Raw genomic sequence first — 16,776 nt, forward strand, 5'->3', positions numbered from 1 at the left:
GGACGGCTTAGTTTAAAAACTGGACTTATCAGTGCATTAACATCTTGAAATTCCGGTAGTTAATTCATAAGTAAAGTCATCTTTCTAAAAAATTCGAACATATTTCTCACACCAAGTTTTTGAAAGACGCGGCGCTTATAAACTGCAATTGTGCTTCGCTTAACCTCCAATACAGATGCTACCTGATCATAGGATTTGTTGTTTGCTAGCATTTGGACAACGATTCTTTCGGTACGTGAAAGCGTCACTTGCCGGATCTTGGGTTTAATTGCCGAAGGAGGAATTCTTGTATATCCCCACTGATATATCTGTTGCCAGCGGGTAGTACGACCTTACCATTCAGATCCAGAATACGCATGCTTACAATTTTGGTGAAATCCTTGACAAACAATTTGCCAATCACCGGGTTGGGATATGCTGCCCCTTTCTCTAATTTTCAAACTGAACGTTCCGGATACGGCTATACGCAAACGTGCCATCCAGGTCGATCATTTTCAAACGGTACAGGTTTTCGTTGGGCAAAGAACCCTTTTCCGCGTGCATATCTGTGTATGAATATGTTTGCTTGATGCTACTTTCGCCTTGACGCTGCCCAAGACAAACCACGCTTTAGCGTCCCGGCTTCGCTGAATTTCAAATCGGTCGCTGTTGGTCTTCTGCGTCGTTTCCCAACTTAATACTACCGTGCCTTCTGATTCTATGGCAGTAAACGAGATAAGCGTCACAGGTAGCGGCTTTTCGAATGGAATGAAATAATCTTCCACTTCACCATTAGAAGCAACTCCGTTTGCGTTGGCAGTAACCAGTCCATCGGTAGTAATCCGGAAAGTCATGACCATTATACCTGCCTGCTTCTGGAACAGGGTAAAATTGATATAATGCTCGATTTTCAACCCGTTACGGTTAAACCCAGGATGCTTTTTATCTCCTACCCAGGGCAGGTACACCAAGTAATATCATCTCTTGGAGGAGCAGGTTGGTATGTCTCGTTCGACAGCAGATTAATTGACGAGCCGATCAGGTCGACGCTGGATGAATCAGTGACCGAGGTACTGGCGGTGCTGCTCTCACAAACCTAAGACGCCTGGTTTAAAAAATCCATCGGTCTGATGTTACAATTGGAAGAATTAAACAAGGTGCTGATCTCAACCGGGTAGTTACGCACGCATTACTGAAAGCGTTTGTCTACGAGGCCATGATCATTTACCGTAAAACACAAAATCATTTGGCTGAGCGTCGGGGGCAACGTCAGTTCATTGTAGCAAAAGACTTCAAAAAGCTACTGAGGAACCATTATAAGACCTTGAAAAAACCTGCCGATTATGCCGATCAGTTAAATATATCAGTTAACTACCTGAATGCGTGCGTTAAGGCTGTCACCGCTAACTTCGTCTCAGATTAATCCATCGCGAGGTTATCGCCGAATCGCAGCGGCTATTATTTTACACAGATTGGGATATCAAGGAATTGCATTAAACCTGGGATTCGAGGACCAGAAGTATTTTAGCCGACTGTTTAAGAAGGTCGTAGGCGTCGGCCCAACTGTATTTAGAGACAAACAATTATCGATCGACTAGTCAATGATGATAAAGTACGATTAAAGGTGTTGCTAGCCAGGTTTATCAAACCATTATCGGTGCTGAGCGGCTGCAAAACCATCAAGTGATGGACGATATAATTTACACTTTAACGACCGATTAAAATTCTCAGAGTGCCCCATAGACAAAATCAATAACCGTCTCGGAACCTGAAACATTCATAGCGGAATCACACACCGTAATTGAGCACTTGCCTGCTGCGTTGACGTTTCAGTGTTTGCTTTGATCAAAAACTTATCTTTGACCAGGAATCGATTAAGAGAGACACATGAATTAGATAACCCGAGAACGCCCGAAGATCGACCGAATAGCATGTCCCTGGTTAATCAGAAGATTCATTGACCCGGATGCAGTTTTCTACTATGTGCCCCGTTTGACCAGGTACTTTCAAAATCCGCTGAGCTTGATGCAATCCCATTTGACATTCCCGGCGTCGAGTTCACGCACTACCAAGACCGCTGCACTTTCGATTGCCTGATCGAAAAGTATAACATTCAAGACCAAGCTGTGAAGGACATGGCACTGATCGTTCGCGGTGCTGATACCGACATGCATTCACTAGCGGCTCAAAGCTCGGGACTTTGGACGATTTCAGCCGGGTTGAGTTTTAACATCACTGATGATTTTGAGCTCCTCGAAAAGGGAATGCTGATCTACGACGCGCTTTACAGCTGGGCCAAACATTTACAAAAACTGAGGCACACGCAGACTCCAACTGAAAAGCTGTTGTTGGAAGTGTTCAATGCATACATACAGGAGAAGTCTTCGCAGCATGGCAAAGCACCTGAGTGGGCCAAGCAGTTGAAAGAGATCATTCAGGATCAGATTGATACTAATCTGAATTTGAGTTTGAAAGAAGTGGCGGCCGGACTTGACATGAACCCTGCATACGTATCAAGGGAGTTCTCTAAGTATTTCAGTGACATGTCCTTTGGAGATTACATCAGGAAGCTTCGCATTGAGAAGGCAATAGAGCTGCTTTCCAATACATCAAACAGTCTGGCAGAGATTGCTTACCTAACCGGTTTTTCTGATCAGAGCCATTTCAACCGCATCTTCAAGCAGCACACCGGGCAAAATCCGTCGGCTTTTCGAAAAACTTTGGCTAAAAAGTAAACTCTATACAAACGGGTTATTTCTGTTCTATTTTTTAGGTAATTGGTTTGATAGTATTGCATTGTCAACCACATTATTTCAAAAATGGAAAACCAAACAATGATTTCGAGAAGAGCATGGCTCGGTGCAACATCGATGGCGGCTACAGCTGGATTAACCGGGCTTTACAGCCCCACCGTTAGCAGCGCACCGGTAAAAACACCACCCTTGTCGGCCGAAGAGATAGCGGCAATAGAAAGCGCAATTGGCAAAAAAGGCACCTATAATGAAGCCCAGGCTGTCCATACGATCGCGCTGCCAAGAAATGATCTCAAAATCGCGATCAAATCCGAAAGCGTCCCGATTTCTTTTGGATTTGGCGGTTGGGTGTCCATCAAAAAGACGGTGGATGGAAAGTCGGCGGTCTTGATGAGCGACACCGTGCTGCTGCAAGAGGAAGTTAACCCGTTGATTTCTGCCGCACAGGCGGCTGGCCTGGAAGTCGGCGCAATCCATAACCACTTTTTCTACGAAGAGCCGCGTATATTTTACATGCACTTCCATGGTATGGGAAGTCCCGCTGAGCTTGCTAAAAAGTTTGCACTGACTATTCAGGATGCCAAAATTGCCCCGGCAAACCAGCCTGCTCCCTCAGCGCCTGCATCGCAAACGGCCAAAGAGATTTTCGATCTAAGCGCCTTGGACGGAATTGTCAAATATGCCGGAGTTGTAAACGGGCCGACTTACAAATATACGGTTGGCCGTCAGAACCTGACCGTCATGTCGATGGGCGCTGAAATGACTGCTGCGATTGGATTGAACTCGTGGGCAAGTTTTGCTGGCACAAAGGCCAATGCCCACATAGCTGGTGATATCGCTATGCTGGGTCATGAAGTGAATACGGTGATCAAAGTTCTGCGTGACCATAAGCTCGAAGTTGTGGCTGTTCACAACCACATGCTTGATGAAGAGCCACGAATGATATTTCTGCACTACTATGGAAAAGGTGCTGCGGACGAGCTTGCCAAAGGCTTCCGTGCCGCGTTGGATGTCCTTGGTAAAACGCCTCATGGCTCGCATTCCAACCACTGACAATGAAATGGATAACCCGCGAGCGGCCTAAAATAGATCGGATTGCCTGTCCCTGGCTGATCAAAAACTTTATTGATCCGGGTGCCGAGTTTTTATATGTTGCCAAAGACAAGGTATTTGAACTTGCTAGCCAACTCGACGCAATTCCCTATGACATTAGCGGTGCAGAGTACTCGCACTATGGCGACCAGTGTAGCTTCGATTACTTTGTTTCAAAGCATGGTATAACCGATCCATCGGTGCTTCAAATCGCCACTATTGTCCGGGCCGCTGATACTGACCGTTTCGAAATAGCACCGCAGGCCGCTGGCCTGTGGGCTATCTCAGCCGGTCTGTCCCATACGATTCAGGATGATCACCAGATGTTGGAAGTTGGCCTGAAAGTCTATGACGCGCTCTACGCGTGGGCAAGAGATCTTCAAAATGAAAAGCATATATGGAAACCTTGACACCCCCTAAAACAGCACAGTACAGCTTGATGGAGCTGACAAAGTATTTTCTTAGACTTGGTACACTTGGCTTTGGCGGCCCAGTAGCATTGATCGGATATATGCACCGTGATCTGGTGGAAGACCGCAAATGGATTTCCGAGGACGAATATCGCGAGGGTTTGGCGCTAGCGCAACTTGCACCAGGCCCGCTTGCCGCGCAGCTGGGCATCTATCTGGGCTATGTGCACTACGGAGTTTGGGGAGCTACGGTTGCCGGTCTGGCGTTTGTGCTTCCTTCATTTATAATGGTCGTGCTGCTGGGCATGGCGTATAAGCTGTACGGTGGGCTGGCATGGATGCAGTCTGTCTTTTACGGGGTCGGCTCAGCTGTGATTGGGATCATCACGTTGAGCTGCTACAAGCTCACTATTAAATCGGTCAGCAAATTGGAATCACAGGCCATCAAAAGCCGGTGGCTACTGTGGCTGTTCTTCATTGTGATGGCAGTCGTTACTGCTATAACCCAGCGGGAAGAAGTATGGCTATTCATTAGCCTCGGGCTTGTTTACATGATTATCAAAGCGCCTCCAAGATGGATCAAAAAGCCTACGACTTCACTGTCTGTGGTTCTGGTGGCTGCAACAGGTTTCTGGGATTTTGATGCGGGCAAGCTCTGGCAGCTTGGGGTATTTTTTATAGAGGCCGGTGCATTTGTTTTCGGTAGTGGGCTGGCCATTATTCCGTTCTTACAAGCGGGTGTTGTTGGCGAAATGGGTTGGCTAAACGAGCAGCAGTTCTTGGATTCGGTTGCTGTGGCCATGATCACACCTGGACCTGTGGTGATTACTGTCGGTTTTATTGGCTTTTTGGTGTCCGGGTTTGCAGGTGCGAGCGTAGCAGCACTTGGCGTATTCTTGCCATGTTTCGTATTTACGGTACTTCCTGCACCCTATTTCAAGAAAATATCAAAAAATGAAAGCATCAAAGCTTTTGTGGACGGGATTACCGCAGCCGTTGTAGGCGCGTTGGTCGGCTCGGTATTTGTCATCGCTACCCGCTCGATAGTAGACAGTACATCTGCTCTCATTGCATTAGCATCAATTCTCGGGTTAATTTATATTAAGAAGCTTCAAGAGCCTTACATTATTCTTGCAGCAGCCGTCATCGGTTATTGCCTTAAAACTTATTTGTAAAAGCATATTGCTCATGATTAGAAAATATTTACTGATACTCACTTTTCTTCTTTCTATTCCTGCAACCGCGCAAAAGCAGGTTAACAAACACAGCGGCGTTTGGCTTGGGTACTTTAATCAAACCAGGCTTAACAGTTTTTGCAAAAAGAGCTATGGGCTTATCTTAATCCTGGACCAAACGAACTGAGATTCCGACAGAAACTTGAACATCCCAACGGAACGCTTTTTTTAAATTTTGTTTATTGCTACTCGGAGGGCCGCCATAGTGAAAGTTCCACCCCCAGACTTTATCAACCGAATTAATAAGTGTGGACGTCCAAAAGTAGCCAAGAGTACCTTGGAACATATAACTACCGTCGGGTCTTCGGATACCTCCTGCAAGGGCATTAAACCCGCTAGTATTAGTGCCGTTACCGTCTTCACTCCAGCCTTTAATGCTTTTTAAAGCTTCACCTGCATTGTCCATGCCTCCAAATTGATCCACAAGCACAGTCCATTCGCTATCTGTTGGCAAATGCCACCCGCTAGGACAGGCTTTTTTCGCCGCATCCCAAGTGTAAAGCAATCCAAATTCGTTTCGATTATTCTCATTGTCATTATATGCATAGCTTCCTTCAACTTTGTAGTTCAGGTTTTGTGCCATCCAGGTAATGGTTTTGCCCGTCGAATCTTCTTTAAAGCTAATTGTTTTATAGTTTTGGCCGTCTCGTGAATCTGTAAAGGTGCCGGTAGATTGTGCAATCCCCACGTTTGTAAAAAACAGGATGGCGAGTACGGTAAAGACATGTTGTTTCATCATTGTTATTTCAGATTTTAGACTACGGGTAAATTGAATTAGAAATGTGGAAAGGGATGTTAGAGATTATCATACCGTATGCTACGGATTTTATGTTAAATGAGAAAACACAGAACAAGAGGCTACCGGCTGATCTATGAAAGTCACTAGTTGTGTGCAAGAAGACGACAAGTTAACCCAGGTCAGTATTATGTCCATGTCGCTGTTGGGGACAAAGTGGAAAAACAGATTTGGTAATTAAATAATCAAGAGACCGTCGTGATCTCAAAAAGAAGGCCCCCGGAGTAATCCGGTGGGCTTTCTTTGTAAAAGCATTTCGCGAGAACCAAAACAACTTCTGCTGCTTTCGAATGGATTCAAATTCTTTTAAACAATCCCGAATTTTTTAGAACGAAAGCAAACGCTTGCAAACGGTTACAAACATGGGCGGTGGTTTTCTCCCTAGCCAGCTATCGCCGGTACGTCGCAAAATGCGACTCCCCGGCGGGCTGGCCATGGGAAAACCCCTGGACCCCTGCTATTCGCCTATCGGCTCATAGCTAATCCTGTAAGACACAATGAAAAATCAAATCAAGAAAGGCAGACCACCTAAGGAGAAGGGCACTGCCAAACGGGAGCACTTTTCGGTCTGGGTAAGCTCGGATCAGAAAAACCAGATCAATCAGCTCATCGAAAAAAGCGGGCTTTCTGCCAGTCAGTTCTTTCTGACTTTGGCGCTGGATGTCCCATTCAAAAGACCCCAGAAAAGAACGCTGCCAAAGGCTACTGCCGAAACAATCCGGATTCTCGAGCAGCTGGCCGGAATTCTATCGCTCGCTATTTTAAAGACCAAAGACCATCAGATGCTCTCCGCGCAGTGGCAACAAAGCAGCCAGCGGGTACGGCTGCTTGCAGACCATATCACCCGCTGGGTTTTTGAAAGCTTCGAGATCCGCAGCTTTCAAAAGACGATTACTGACATCGAGGCATGGATTCAGTCCCTGCCCGATTATCTGGGCCATGTCCTCGGAGCCGGGGAAAGCAAAGAGCAAATCCTTCGGGAAGCTCAAGACATGTGCAGGTCGGCGCGCGAGCTGCTTTTAAAATATGAAAGCTACTACGCGGGGCCGCTAGAGGATCTTGCACCTGCCTGGAAGAACGAGGCGGCAGATATCGCCTCTGTCCCCTACGAAATTGAAAATGCCATCAAAGAATTCATCCAGCAAACCAGCAAATGATTGGAAAAGCAGGACTGGGCAGCTACGCCAAGGGAATTTTGGAGTACTGCTATTATCAGAAAGGTCAGCAGACCACGGCAAGCGAGCAAAGTAAGCAGCAAAGCGTCAGGGGGGAACTTGTTTACATTCAGAACCTTGCCCTTAAAACCGCTCCTGATGGGACGCTGGATCTGGACTATCTTGCCCGGCAGTACACAGACAACCACTCTAAAAATAAGAAGCTTACCAAATACGTCTGGCATCAGTCGTTCAGCTTTTCACCCGGCGAAAAGCCCGGCAATGACAAGATCATGCGGATCTGCAGAGAATTTGCCAAGGAGTTTGGCTTCGAGCAGAACCAAATGGTTGTCTTTAAACACGAGGACTCAGCCAACGAGCACTTTCATATTATCGCCAACCGCATCAATTATAACGGAAAGAATACGGCCGATCATTTTAAAAACTATGCGCGGACCGGAAAGTTCTGCCGCAGGATGGAACATGAGCTGAGTCTTGTGCCGACCCGTGATATGCGGATCAACCGCGCGCTGGGCCAGCAGATTCATTTAGCGGACAAGGCGAATTTGAAGCTTAAATCTCTAATTGATCATTTGATGCCCCAGATCAATTCGATCCAGGAATTGAAAGAACACTTACTTGGGCACGGATACAAGACCTATATCGGGCGGGGCATTGCATTTTTTCATATGCAGAGCAAAATAAAGATAAAGGGTTCTGATATCGGCAGGGATTACTCGCTGGGCCTGCTGGAAAACCGGATTGGTTTTAACGCGACGACAACCCAGAATCCGGAGCTTAAAAAGAGGAAAAGGAAGCGGAAAGGCTTAGGGCTTCATTTGTAAATGATAGGCTAAACCAAACCGTTGCCTTATTTTAGCCTAAAATAACCCATAACACCATGAAGCTAAAAGCAATTAAGTTCTTTTCCCCAGAGGAAAATCTACCTAAGACCCAGCAGGCCAAGGCTGCGCCGCTGCCAGCTGGCTACATTTCTAATTCCGGCAAGCTAGTTTTCCCGGCTGTCGCATTACGAGATCTGGGAATTGACCCTGAGTCTACAAATTTCAAAATCGGTACCCAGGATGGAAAGCGAAAAATCAAATCCTTATATCTTGTTCCGGCTGCAAGTTCGGATCAAACCTTTTCCTTTGAGAAAAGTGGCAGGGGCCATGTAATTCCGTTGGCTGTCATATTGAAAAGGGGAGGCCTCAATTTCGAGGGTGAAAAACTGATCTTCAAGATCTCTACTTTTGATTTTGACAAGGCTACCAAAGGCTATGAGCTGACCATTGAAAGCGAAACGCCAAAACCGGAGTACACCGGAAAACCGCGTGGCAGAAAGCCTCGCGTACAGACGGCGTAGTATTCGCTTTATCGCAAAATATCTCCCAAATGAAAAAGCCGCAGGATCGCGGCTTTTTTGCGATTACTTATTTTTTAGAAGTTCTATTTTTTCTCGCTCGCTCTGCAAAAGACGTTCGTATAATTCAATCACCTTGTCCAGTGGGTTAAAATTGCAAACGTTGTATGAGCCTATCGGCCCCTGGTTTATACTGTTGTCGCTGAAATTGTTAAAGTAATTGAAGACTGCTTCTTCACTAAAATTCTTAATTCCTTCTGGGGTCACTCCAAGAATTTCTGCAATCTGCTCCAGTATCTGATCTTCCACCGTTTCGCTCTGCTCGATTTTCGATACGGTTTGCTGGCTGACGTTCAGTTCGTGCGCGACATACTCCTGCTTAAGACCACGTAATTCACGGATACGTGAGATCTTGTGACCGATATGGTCGGGTTTTGTTGCTGTGCTCATGGTTACAAATAAAGTAAATATCGCAATGAAGGTCAACCCAAAGTCCGGAAGTATTATACAAGCCGTGCGTAGTCGGATACAACCGCCCATGGTTCGCTACGTCAGACCTGATTGGCTCTTTGCTTCTAAAAGCTTGGATCATGGAAAATTTAGGTATCAATGCATCGCAGCCATCACAAAACTATAACGGCGAAGTAGCAGCAGCACTTCAAGAGATCTTGGTGTTCTTTCAACCTGGGGATCTGGAATACTTGCGTGTGGATTTGTGGCATTGGTTGAAGGCGGTGACGGGTGAAAGGCCATTCCTTTTCCGTGGAGAGCCATCAACGGTTATCTCCCTGTATAAGCAGTTGTCCAAAATGATGGATACCGGAAGGCTGATCCTTGATACGACAGGGGCGCTTGGGGATGATAAGCAGCCCAACAATTTTCCACCATTTAGCGAAGAGCAGATTGCGAACGATTTCCAATATATGCGAGAGATCAAGCAGCTGGCAGCTAAATACGGAGGGACGATAAGAAGATTGTCGCTCTTGGAAGCTGAACGACCTGTGCTTGCAATTAGACGCTTTTTTAATGCTTACAGCCAGGATGAATGGAATCAGATTCTGGAAGACTGGGTCGAGTATGGTTTAAGCAAGATGAGTATCTGCGAGGCGACGGGAGAATGCAATGAGGTCTTCCAGTATGAGCTACTCGAAGCACTCATTGAAGCTTTTTCCATAATCTTGAAAGCGGAGCAAAAGGCCTTGCCGCAAAGGTGAAAGCTACGCAGCGACTTTCGATGCGTAGCCTTGATGTTTCTTGACTGTACCGCTTAAAATATCCACGTCCAAGCAGGCCTTTTACCACTGCACCGAAAGCATCTGATAGCCCTTGGTCTTCAAGGTGGCAAAAGACAAAACACCTGCAAGTTGTTCCGAGATCAGGATCGTGCCAGCGGTCGCTTTGGGAAGCGTTTTTTTCCTGGGCCTTTTGAACGGTATTCTCAGCGCCGGTGTCAGAAAAACCTGGCTGGCTGAAAGCCCACTTTTCTCGATGAGCCCACTCACTTGTCGCTTCTGATCCATTCCTGCCCAGCTTATTGTGTGACACAATGGAAAAGCCGCCATTATTCCGTAAGCTTTGAGCGACTTTCAGTAGTCATCCATAAATCGGGACACTTATTTAGCTGCTGTTATGACGAGTTTGCTTGCCAAATGTTAACTTGATTTAATTCCTATTTTCTCGCCAACACCTCGCTCAATGCTTTCATATCTTCGCCGACCTTTTTGTCAATTATTTTTGCGTAGTGCTGGGTTGTCCGTATGTTCCTATGTCCAAGCATCTTAGAGACGCTCTCCATTGACACCCCATTTGCCAAGGTGACCGTCGTAGCGAAAGTATGTCTAGCGAGGTGAAATGTTATATTCTTATCAATATGGCACAGATCTCCTATCTCCTTCAAATATGAATTCATCTTCTGATTTGACAGTACAGGTAAAAGCTGGTCAGCTAGTGTGCACTGCGAGTGATCTTTGTATTTATCTAGAATTTCCGCTGCGGGTGCCAGAAGGGGAACGCGCGAGGCGGTGTCTGTTTTCTGTCGTTTTATAGTAATCCAACGACTATTGTCCGTTCCTACAATTACTTCTCTTCGTTTGAGCTTGTGGACATCCGCATATGAAAGACCCGTGTAGCAACAAAACACAAAAATGTCCCGAACCTGATCCAAACGACTGGTCGGCATCTTTTTCACAACTACCTTGTTTAACTCTGCCTCCGTCAGCACCTCGCGATCAACCTCATGCTTACCCATTTTAAACGACTCAAATGGGTCTTTAAGCAGCCACCCTCGTTTCACACAGGACAAAACAATCTTCTTGAAATTGGCTAGGTATTTCATGGTCGTGTTGTGGTTGCATTTTCGTTGACTTTTTAGCCAAAACTCATAATCTTCGATAAACTGGAAATCTAGGCGGGTGATTTCAATGTCCTCAAGTTGGTATCGCCAGCGAATAAACTCGCGAGTATGAGTCATGGATGTCACATATCGTTTATGGGTGTTGTGTGAAAATTCGCTACCGACTAGCGCACTCAGCCTATCGTTGTGTTCCTGAAACAATTGTATAATCATCCTTTTATCCTGCTTCGCCCCACTTAGTTCGGCCTTTATTTGCTCAGACGTTACCTCAACTCCCTTCGAAACAAGCTCACGATAGATATCGTAAACCTTGCCTTGTAGTATGTCCAGATATGTATTCAATTTCCTGATTTCTTCCTTATTACCAGACGCCCGTCCCGACGATGGATTCCAACGAGCAGGTTCGCACTCCGATTTCACAGCAATTTCGGTGCGTCTCCCGTCAATCGTAATGCGCATGTATACTGGCAATTTTCCTTTTGATTTGCCAGATCTCTTTTTCAAGTAAAAGAGTAAACCAAAGCTTTTTGTCAACATAACATTCATGATTTGAGATTAAAGAAACACTTCATGTCGGCAAAAATCAAGATGTCTACCACACAAACAGGCTTTAAATCAGATAGTTACGACAATTTTGGTGAGCACTATATTAACTTCAAAATTGCTCACCGAAATGCTCACCAGAACTTTGAGAACTTTTGAAAGTTTTGGCAGGGCCGCAAAACGAAAAAAGTCTGTAAATCAGCGATTTACAGACTTTTGATAGCTTTTGGTATTGCTTTTCGTGGAGATGCGGGGAGTCGAACCCCGGTCCAGAACAGGGAAAACCTGCGCCTTCTACATGCTTATCCGTGATTAGATTTTCGAGCCAGACAAGGTGCACGGCGGACCCGCGTCTAAGCCTTAGATACTAGGGTCTCGTTGGTTTTACGCATCAATATACCAACCAGCGCTGCGGTTCGACACCTCTGGACCCACCCGGCAGCACGTGAGGTGGAGAGATGATGGCATTTGGTTAATCCTCCGGATTAAGCAGCCATGGCGTAAGTAGATTCGCCAGTTATTGTTTGAGAATATTATTTACGGGAGGTACTCTCAACTCCCGACATGCTTACACACAAGCCCTCAGCCCGCTGTCAATTCCAGTCACCCCCATTTTGGTAGCGCAGTCTCGGACAAAGCCAAAGTTTGATTGCAAATAAGGTTACGTTTTAAAAACCAGGAAAGTTCGCCTGAATTTTAAAATTTGTGAGCCCCTAAAATCAAGCCCCTGAAAAAGAACTATTTGCCGAGAAAAATATTCAATCATTCAAAATTCTAAAACTCCCACCGGTAACTCAGCACCGGAATCAGTCCCAGCTGTTTTTGTCTGACTATCTTCTGCTGATAAGCATCGTAATAGCTGAATGCCTCATTTCTTGTTCCGGACACATTTTGCAAGTCGAGCGCGAGCGTTGTACTGTATGATGTCCTGCTCTTTTTGAGGTAAATCCGCAGATCCGGACGGAAATAATCTTTCAATTTCGACGCGAATGGATCGCCGGACTGGTACATGGTCTGCTGACTTGTTTTCGATGCTTCAAGGTCAATCGGTGTCTCGCGGAACCCGCCTAGCCAGAGTATTTTGGTATTGATACCCCAAAGGCGTGAGCCGGATTTAAACTCTTTTCCTCCCGTAAAGCTGAATGTATGCCCACCGTCGAAGCGCCCCTTTTTCCGCTCGCCATTCATAACATAGGTGGCACTATACAATGAGCCGGAAACCATCATGTAAAAATCCTGGCTCAATAGCTTCTGGTACGTAGCTTCCAGGCCGTAGTTGCGTCCCTTACCATCACTACCGAGGCTCTCGCCTACTCTCGTTTCAATGAGGTTCAAAGCAGAAAAACCCGAACTATTGGCCGGCACGTCGAAATGCTCCTGCCAGTAGGCCTCTATTTTCAGGCTGTTGTTCCTTCGAAAATTGCGTTGGTAGCTGACTACAAAATGATGCGCTTTGGCAGGCCGCAGATTGGGGTTTCCCGAAAAGCGGGTTGTGGAATAACTCGCGGCATAAAGTTGGGTAAGCGGTAACTGGCTGTGAAGGCCGTACGAGAAACTTAACTTTTGGTTTTCGGCCAGCTGCCAGCGCAATGCAGCCCGCGGTTCGAGCGTACGATGTGTTTGGGCACGCCAGAGGTCCACTTTACTAATGGTAGCGTTCAATCCGAGCTCGCCGACGACGCCGGGAGCGATCGGCAATGTCCATTCGGCAAACGGCTGAAAGAGCTTCGATTTTATTTCCTCATAATTGTACAGCGGTGCCAGGCGGTCGTACTGGAACGTAAAATAGCCTCCAACTTTCAGCTTTCCGCCGCCTGTAAACCGGTAGTTGAGTACCATATTACCATTGATCTTAACCTTATTAAGCGAATCATCTTCAATAGGATACGAATATTCAGGAACATTGGTATCACCTTTATAAAATGCTCGCGAGGTTTGTAGTCCCGACATGACAAACGCAGTATTCAATACAGCGCGGCCACCGATAGGAAGTGCATGCGTAACCCCCGCAGCCCCCATTTTGTTCTTATAAATGATATTATGAGAATCCTTGTAGAACTCCCACTTGGTAGAGTCTGGCTCTGCTTTGAAAGTGTTGCTGCTGATTCCACCCGACCCGAAAACAGTAATTTTGCCGCCTTTTTTCATCGGGAAATGCAGATTGAACGAGAGATCCTGAAAACGAATGTCCTCCCCTCCGAAATTGACACCCATCGAACCCAGCAGACCAGTGAACGAGTAGCGGTAATTGGCCAGGTACGACGCCCTCGATTTCTTTGAAAAAGGCCCCTCCGCAGCAACGTCCAGCCCTATTAGCCCTGCCTGTGCCGTAAACTCATGCCGCTCATCATTTCCCTTTCTCAGGCGCATGTCCATCACGCCCGAGATCGCATTCCCATACTGTGCGGGGAAAGCGCCGTTCAGAAAGTATGATGTCGCCAGCAATTGGGTACTAAGGATATTCACGCCTCCACCAGCAGACATCGGGCGGTCGCTGAATGTCCCGGCATTCGACAAATGGTTCGGATTCACGATTTCCACGCCTTCGAGCCGCCATTGCATGCTGTTGGGCGAGTTCCCGCGTATGACGAGCCCGTTGGCCTGGTCGTTGGCGGCGGCAACACCCGCAAAGGAGGTCGCTACACGCGCGGGATCGAGGTAAGTGGCCGCGTAACGCAGGGTTTGCTCGGCGGTAATGGCTTGCACGCTGTTGAATGCCGGCGGCCTACTGCCTGATACGGTCGCTTCCTGCAATTGCCTGCCGCTGGCACCGAGCCGCACTTCCTGCACATTTTCTTTTCCCGATTCGAGCAGTATTTCCGATATCACCAAAGTCTGATAGCCTACATATGAGACCGTCAGCACATGCCTTCCCACTTCCACACCCTCGAAGCGGAACGCACCCGATTCGTCGGTAATGCCGCCTTTCCCGTCGAGCTGCACCGTCGCCTGCGCCAGCGGCAAGCCAGAGTCGGCATCCTTCACACTCCCGCGCACAATGGATGTCAATTCCTGCGCATAAATAAAACTGGTGGAAAGCAGGAAAAGTAAGAGTGTACGGATCATAAGATTGTTAATTGACATTCAAAACTATCAGTTACAAAAATAGGCCGGATCGTTGCATCGAATATTTTTATTTTTCAATTTTTATTCTACATTTGTAGAGTATACTATATTTTTGTAGAGCAAAGAACCACGGTCATGTCACTCACCAAAGCCGAAGAACAACTCATGGAATACCTCTGGCAAAAAGAGAAGGTCTTCATGAAAGATCTGATTGAATGCTTTCCTGATCCGAAGCCCGCCACCACAACGGTCGCTACACTGCTTAAAAGAATGCAGGACAAGGGGTTTGTAGCATATACCCTGTTTGGCAATTCACGCGAATACTATCCGCTGGTGGAAAAGAAGGACTACTTCTCGAAGCATGTGAATGGTATCATCAAAAACTTCTTCAACGACTCCGTTGCTCAGTTCGGCTCGTTCTTCGCGCGCGATACGAGCATGAGCACCCGTGAGCTGGAAGAATTACGGAACATCATCGACGAAGAAATCAAACGCAAACAAAATGGTTAGCTATCTCATCAAATCCATCGTGTGCTCGGGGCTTTTGCTCGTGGTGTACCATTTCATTCTCGAACGTGAGAAAATGCTGCGGTTCAACCGGTTTTATTTGCTGCTGGCGATGGTATTCGCTTTGCTCGTCCCGCTTGCCACGATTGATATGTCCTCGCAAGTAGTCGAAGAGCTGGCTCCGGACAATATAGTCAACGTGCCGACCGTGCATACCGCAGCGGTTAACGCGCCACTCCCGGTTTTACAATATGACAAGCCTGTTATCCCCGATTACCTGCCCTGGCTGGCCTATGGGATAATCAGCACGGTTCTGCTCTTGCGGATCGGCATTCAAATTCTGACTGTTCTACGGTCCAAATCCGGCCGCAGGATAATTCCTTTCGAAACGGCGAAACTGGTGTTGATGCCCGACGACACACCGACTTACAGTTTTTTCAACTTCATTTTCATCTCGCAGAAAGCATTTGACTTTGAGGCTGTTCCAAAAGAAATTCTCGCACACGAGCTCGCGCATTCGAAGCAAGCGCATTCGATTGATATCCTCTTTACGGAACTACTGCTTGCATTCTGCTGGTTCAACCCGCTGTTCCTGCTTTACCGCCGCGCCATCCGGCTAAACCATGAATACCTCGCCGACGACGCGGTGCTAGCTGGCCCTACCGGCGTCGGGGAATATCAGTTGCTTTTGCTCAACACCCTTCTCTCGCATCGTACCACCACACTTGCAAGTTCCTTCAATTATCCTGTCACTAAAAAACGATTAGCCATGATGACTACGAAGATTAATCTACGCAATCAGTTTATTAAAAAGGCATTGGTTGCATTGCTGCTACCGGTGCTAGCATTTGCGCTGGCGGAAAAGACTTACTCGCAACAACCTGCAACGGAAACCATCCCTAAGTCGGAAAAAGGAGTGAATAATGCACCTGTTACAGGCAATGCGGCCGTTTCGGAGGAAGAAATGAAAGATTTCCTGGCGTTGGTCGAGAAGCATACCCGGCATACCAAAAGTCGAAAAGGACGAATCGATCCGATTGTGAGTATGAGCCCGGAGCAAGAAAATCAGCTTTACGCCACCTATGAACGGATGAGTGATGTACAAAAAGAACGGATAAAGGCGAACAATATCGCCATTTTCAGAATGGATGTACCAGTCAAAAAGGCCCCGGAGCCGGACATGTTCGAGAACTGGAAAAAACCGCACATTTTCGGGATCTGGCTCAATGGCACGCACGTGCCGAATACAGTACTAAACAAATATAATACTACGGACATCGCTGAATACACCCTGCATAGGCTAGTTGGAAAAGGACTCGTAGGCAAGGGTTACAAGTATCAACTGGAACTAACGACAAACGACGAGTTCGACAGAACCATTGAACAGCGCATGAATAACCGTATTGTGCTCGCGAGGGTTACCTGGTTCGATCCGCCAAAAGTGAAAGCCGGAACAAAAAAATAGCAGCAAGAATAGGGGAAATGCGCCGCCCGGTTGTCAGAAACAAAATGAACACTCAATTTA

Annotated in this window: 19 protein-coding genes, 1 other RNA gene and 1 pseudogene; 13 read left to right on the top strand and 8 right to left on the bottom strand. The window is 46.8% G+C overall.

Annotated features, from left to right (window positions below):
- Window positions 1-59 precede the first annotated feature (59 nt).
- Window positions 60-248 carry a helix-turn-helix transcriptional regulator gene (locus tag ACTJJJ_RS21205; RefSeq protein ID WP_440702967.1) on the bottom strand — a complete coding sequence of 63 codons (189 nt, stop codon included), beginning with the start codon at window positions 246-248 and terminating at the stop codon, window positions 60-62.
- 246 nt (window positions 249-494) lie between these two features.
- Window positions 495-893, bottom strand: coding sequence for a hypothetical protein (locus ACTJJJ_RS21210; protein WP_440702968.1), 399 nt, complete (start codon window positions 891-893; stop codon window positions 495-497).
- Between ACTJJJ_RS21210 and ACTJJJ_RS21215 the strand changes: the two genes are divergently transcribed.
- The 7 genes and pseudogenes from ACTJJJ_RS21215 to ACTJJJ_RS21245 all read left to right on the top strand — a co-directional run bounded on the left by ACTJJJ_RS21215 (window position 879) and on the right by ACTJJJ_RS21245 (window position 5,409).
- Window positions 879-1,079: a hypothetical protein gene (locus tag ACTJJJ_RS21215; RefSeq protein ID WP_440702969.1), complete on the top strand. Its 201-nt coding sequence runs from the start codon at window positions 879-881 to the stop codon at window positions 1,077-1,079. The two genes, ACTJJJ_RS21210 and ACTJJJ_RS21215, sit on opposite strands and share 15 nt — an antisense overlap.
- A 279-nt stretch (window positions 1,080-1,358) precedes the next feature.
- Window positions 1,359-1,577, top strand: coding sequence for an AraC family transcriptional regulator (locus tag ACTJJJ_RS21220; protein WP_440702970.1), 219 nt, complete (start codon window positions 1,359-1,361; stop codon window positions 1,575-1,577).
- A 358-nt stretch (window positions 1,578-1,935) separates the two neighbouring features.
- A pseudogene (locus ACTJJJ_RS21225) lies at window positions 1,936-2,213 on the top strand (chromate resistance protein ChrB domain-containing protein); the annotation flags it as partial.
- A 261-nt stretch (window positions 2,214-2,474) separates the two neighbouring features.
- Window positions 2,475-2,714: a helix-turn-helix domain-containing protein gene (locus ACTJJJ_RS21230; RefSeq protein ID WP_440703476.1), complete on the top strand. Its 240-nt coding sequence runs from the start codon at window positions 2,475-2,477 to the stop codon at window positions 2,712-2,714.
- 84 nt (window positions 2,715-2,798) lie between these two features.
- Window positions 2,799-3,785, top strand: coding sequence for a DUF1259 domain-containing protein (locus ACTJJJ_RS21235; RefSeq protein ID WP_440702971.1), 987 nt, complete (start codon window positions 2,799-2,801; stop codon window positions 3,783-3,785).
- Window positions 3,786-3,787: 2 nt separating this feature from the next.
- Window positions 3,788-4,234, top strand: coding sequence for a chromate resistance protein ChrB domain-containing protein (locus tag ACTJJJ_RS21240; RefSeq protein WP_426293499.1), 447 nt, complete (start codon window positions 3,788-3,790; stop codon window positions 4,232-4,234).
- Entirely contained in the window at window positions 4,222-5,409 is a 1,188-nt protein-coding gene (locus ACTJJJ_RS21245) for a chromate transporter (protein ID WP_440702972.1), read from the top strand. The genes ACTJJJ_RS21240 and ACTJJJ_RS21245 overlap by 13 nt, the downstream gene beginning before the upstream one ends.
- A 163-nt stretch (window positions 5,410-5,572) precedes the next feature.
- On the opposite strand, the gene ACTJJJ_RS21250 is transcribed toward ACTJJJ_RS21245, so the two are convergent.
- Complete coding sequence (locus ACTJJJ_RS21250) at window positions 5,573-6,208, bottom strand: FISUMP domain-containing protein (protein WP_440702973.1); 636 nt, start codon at window positions 6,206-6,208, stop codon at window positions 5,573-5,575.
- A 554-nt stretch (window positions 6,209-6,762) separates the two neighbouring features.
- Here ACTJJJ_RS21250 and ACTJJJ_RS21255 point away from each other — a divergent pair.
- The 3 genes from ACTJJJ_RS21255 to ACTJJJ_RS21265 are packed head-to-tail and all read left to right on the top strand — an operon-like array spanning window position 6,763 to window position 8,785.
- On the top strand, window positions 6,763-7,422 hold the full coding sequence (locus ACTJJJ_RS21255) for a plasmid mobilization protein (RefSeq protein WP_440702974.1): 660 nt from the start codon (window positions 6,763-6,765) through the stop codon (window positions 7,420-7,422).
- On the top strand, window positions 7,419-8,264 hold the full coding sequence (locus ACTJJJ_RS21260) for a relaxase/mobilization nuclease domain-containing protein (RefSeq protein ID WP_440702975.1): 846 nt from the start codon (window positions 7,419-7,421) through the stop codon (window positions 8,262-8,264). The genes ACTJJJ_RS21255 and ACTJJJ_RS21260 overlap by 4 nt, the downstream gene beginning before the upstream one ends.
- Before the next feature lie 56 nt (window positions 8,265-8,320).
- Window positions 8,321-8,785, top strand: coding sequence for a hypothetical protein (locus ACTJJJ_RS21265; RefSeq protein WP_440702976.1), 465 nt, complete (start codon window positions 8,321-8,323; stop codon window positions 8,783-8,785).
- Window positions 8,786-8,848: 63 nt separating this feature from the next.
- Here the strand turns inward: ACTJJJ_RS21265 and ACTJJJ_RS21270 are convergent, their stop codons facing one another.
- Window positions 8,849-9,232, bottom strand: coding sequence for a helix-turn-helix domain-containing protein (locus ACTJJJ_RS21270; RefSeq protein ID WP_188935302.1), 384 nt, complete (start codon window positions 9,230-9,232; stop codon window positions 8,849-8,851).
- A gap of 140 nt (window positions 9,233-9,372) precedes the next feature.
- Between ACTJJJ_RS21270 and ACTJJJ_RS21275 the strand changes: the two genes are divergently transcribed.
- A complete protein-coding gene (locus tag ACTJJJ_RS21275) occupies window positions 9,373-9,996 on the top strand; it encodes a hypothetical protein (protein WP_188935308.1) in 624 nt (207 codons plus the stop codon).
- An 81-nt stretch (window positions 9,997-10,077) separates the two neighbouring features.
- Here ACTJJJ_RS21275 and ACTJJJ_RS21280 read toward each other — a convergent pair whose 3' ends face one another.
- The 4 genes from ACTJJJ_RS21280 to ACTJJJ_RS21295 all read right to left on the bottom strand — a co-directional run bounded on the left by ACTJJJ_RS21280 (window position 10,078) and on the right by ACTJJJ_RS21295 (window position 14,744).
- Entirely contained in the window at window positions 10,078-10,302 is a 225-nt protein-coding gene (locus tag ACTJJJ_RS21280; protein ID WP_440702977.1) for a hypothetical protein, read from the bottom strand.
- Between the two features lie 149 nt (window positions 10,303-10,451).
- Window positions 10,452-11,672 carry a site-specific integrase gene (locus ACTJJJ_RS21285; protein ID WP_426295698.1) on the bottom strand — a complete coding sequence of 407 codons (1,221 nt, stop codon included), beginning with the start codon at window positions 11,670-11,672 and terminating at the stop codon, window positions 10,452-10,454.
- Between the two features lie 245 nt (window positions 11,673-11,917).
- Window positions 11,918-12,289: a transfer-messenger RNA gene (gene ssrA, locus ACTJJJ_RS21290) on the bottom strand.
- A gap of 163 nt (window positions 12,290-12,452) precedes the next feature.
- On the bottom strand, window positions 12,453-14,744 hold the full coding sequence (locus tag ACTJJJ_RS21295; RefSeq protein WP_440702978.1) for a TonB-dependent receptor: 2,292 nt from the start codon (window positions 14,742-14,744) through the stop codon (window positions 12,453-12,455).
- 135 nt (window positions 14,745-14,879) lie between these two features.
- On the opposite strand from ACTJJJ_RS21295, the gene ACTJJJ_RS21300 reads away from it, so the two are divergent.
- Both ACTJJJ_RS21300 and ACTJJJ_RS21305 read left to right on the top strand, forming a co-directional pair.
- The gene (locus tag ACTJJJ_RS21300) at window positions 14,880-15,254 is read left to right on the top strand and encodes a BlaI/MecI/CopY family transcriptional regulator (protein ID WP_188935428.1); all 375 of its coding nucleotides are present in this window, start codon (window positions 14,880-14,882) and stop codon (window positions 15,252-15,254) included.
- On the top strand, window positions 15,247-16,716 hold the full coding sequence (locus ACTJJJ_RS21305; RefSeq protein WP_440702979.1) for a M56 family metallopeptidase: 1,470 nt from the start codon (window positions 15,247-15,249) through the stop codon (window positions 16,714-16,716). The genes ACTJJJ_RS21300 and ACTJJJ_RS21305 overlap by 8 nt, the downstream gene beginning before the upstream one ends.
- The last annotated feature ends 60 nt before the right edge of the window (window positions 16,717-16,776 follow it).

The sequence above is a fragment of the Dyadobacter sp. 22481 genome (genome assembly GCF_052044875.1).
Classification (GTDB): domain Bacteria; phylum Bacteroidota; class Bacteroidia; order Cytophagales; family Spirosomataceae; genus Dyadobacter; species Dyadobacter endophyticus.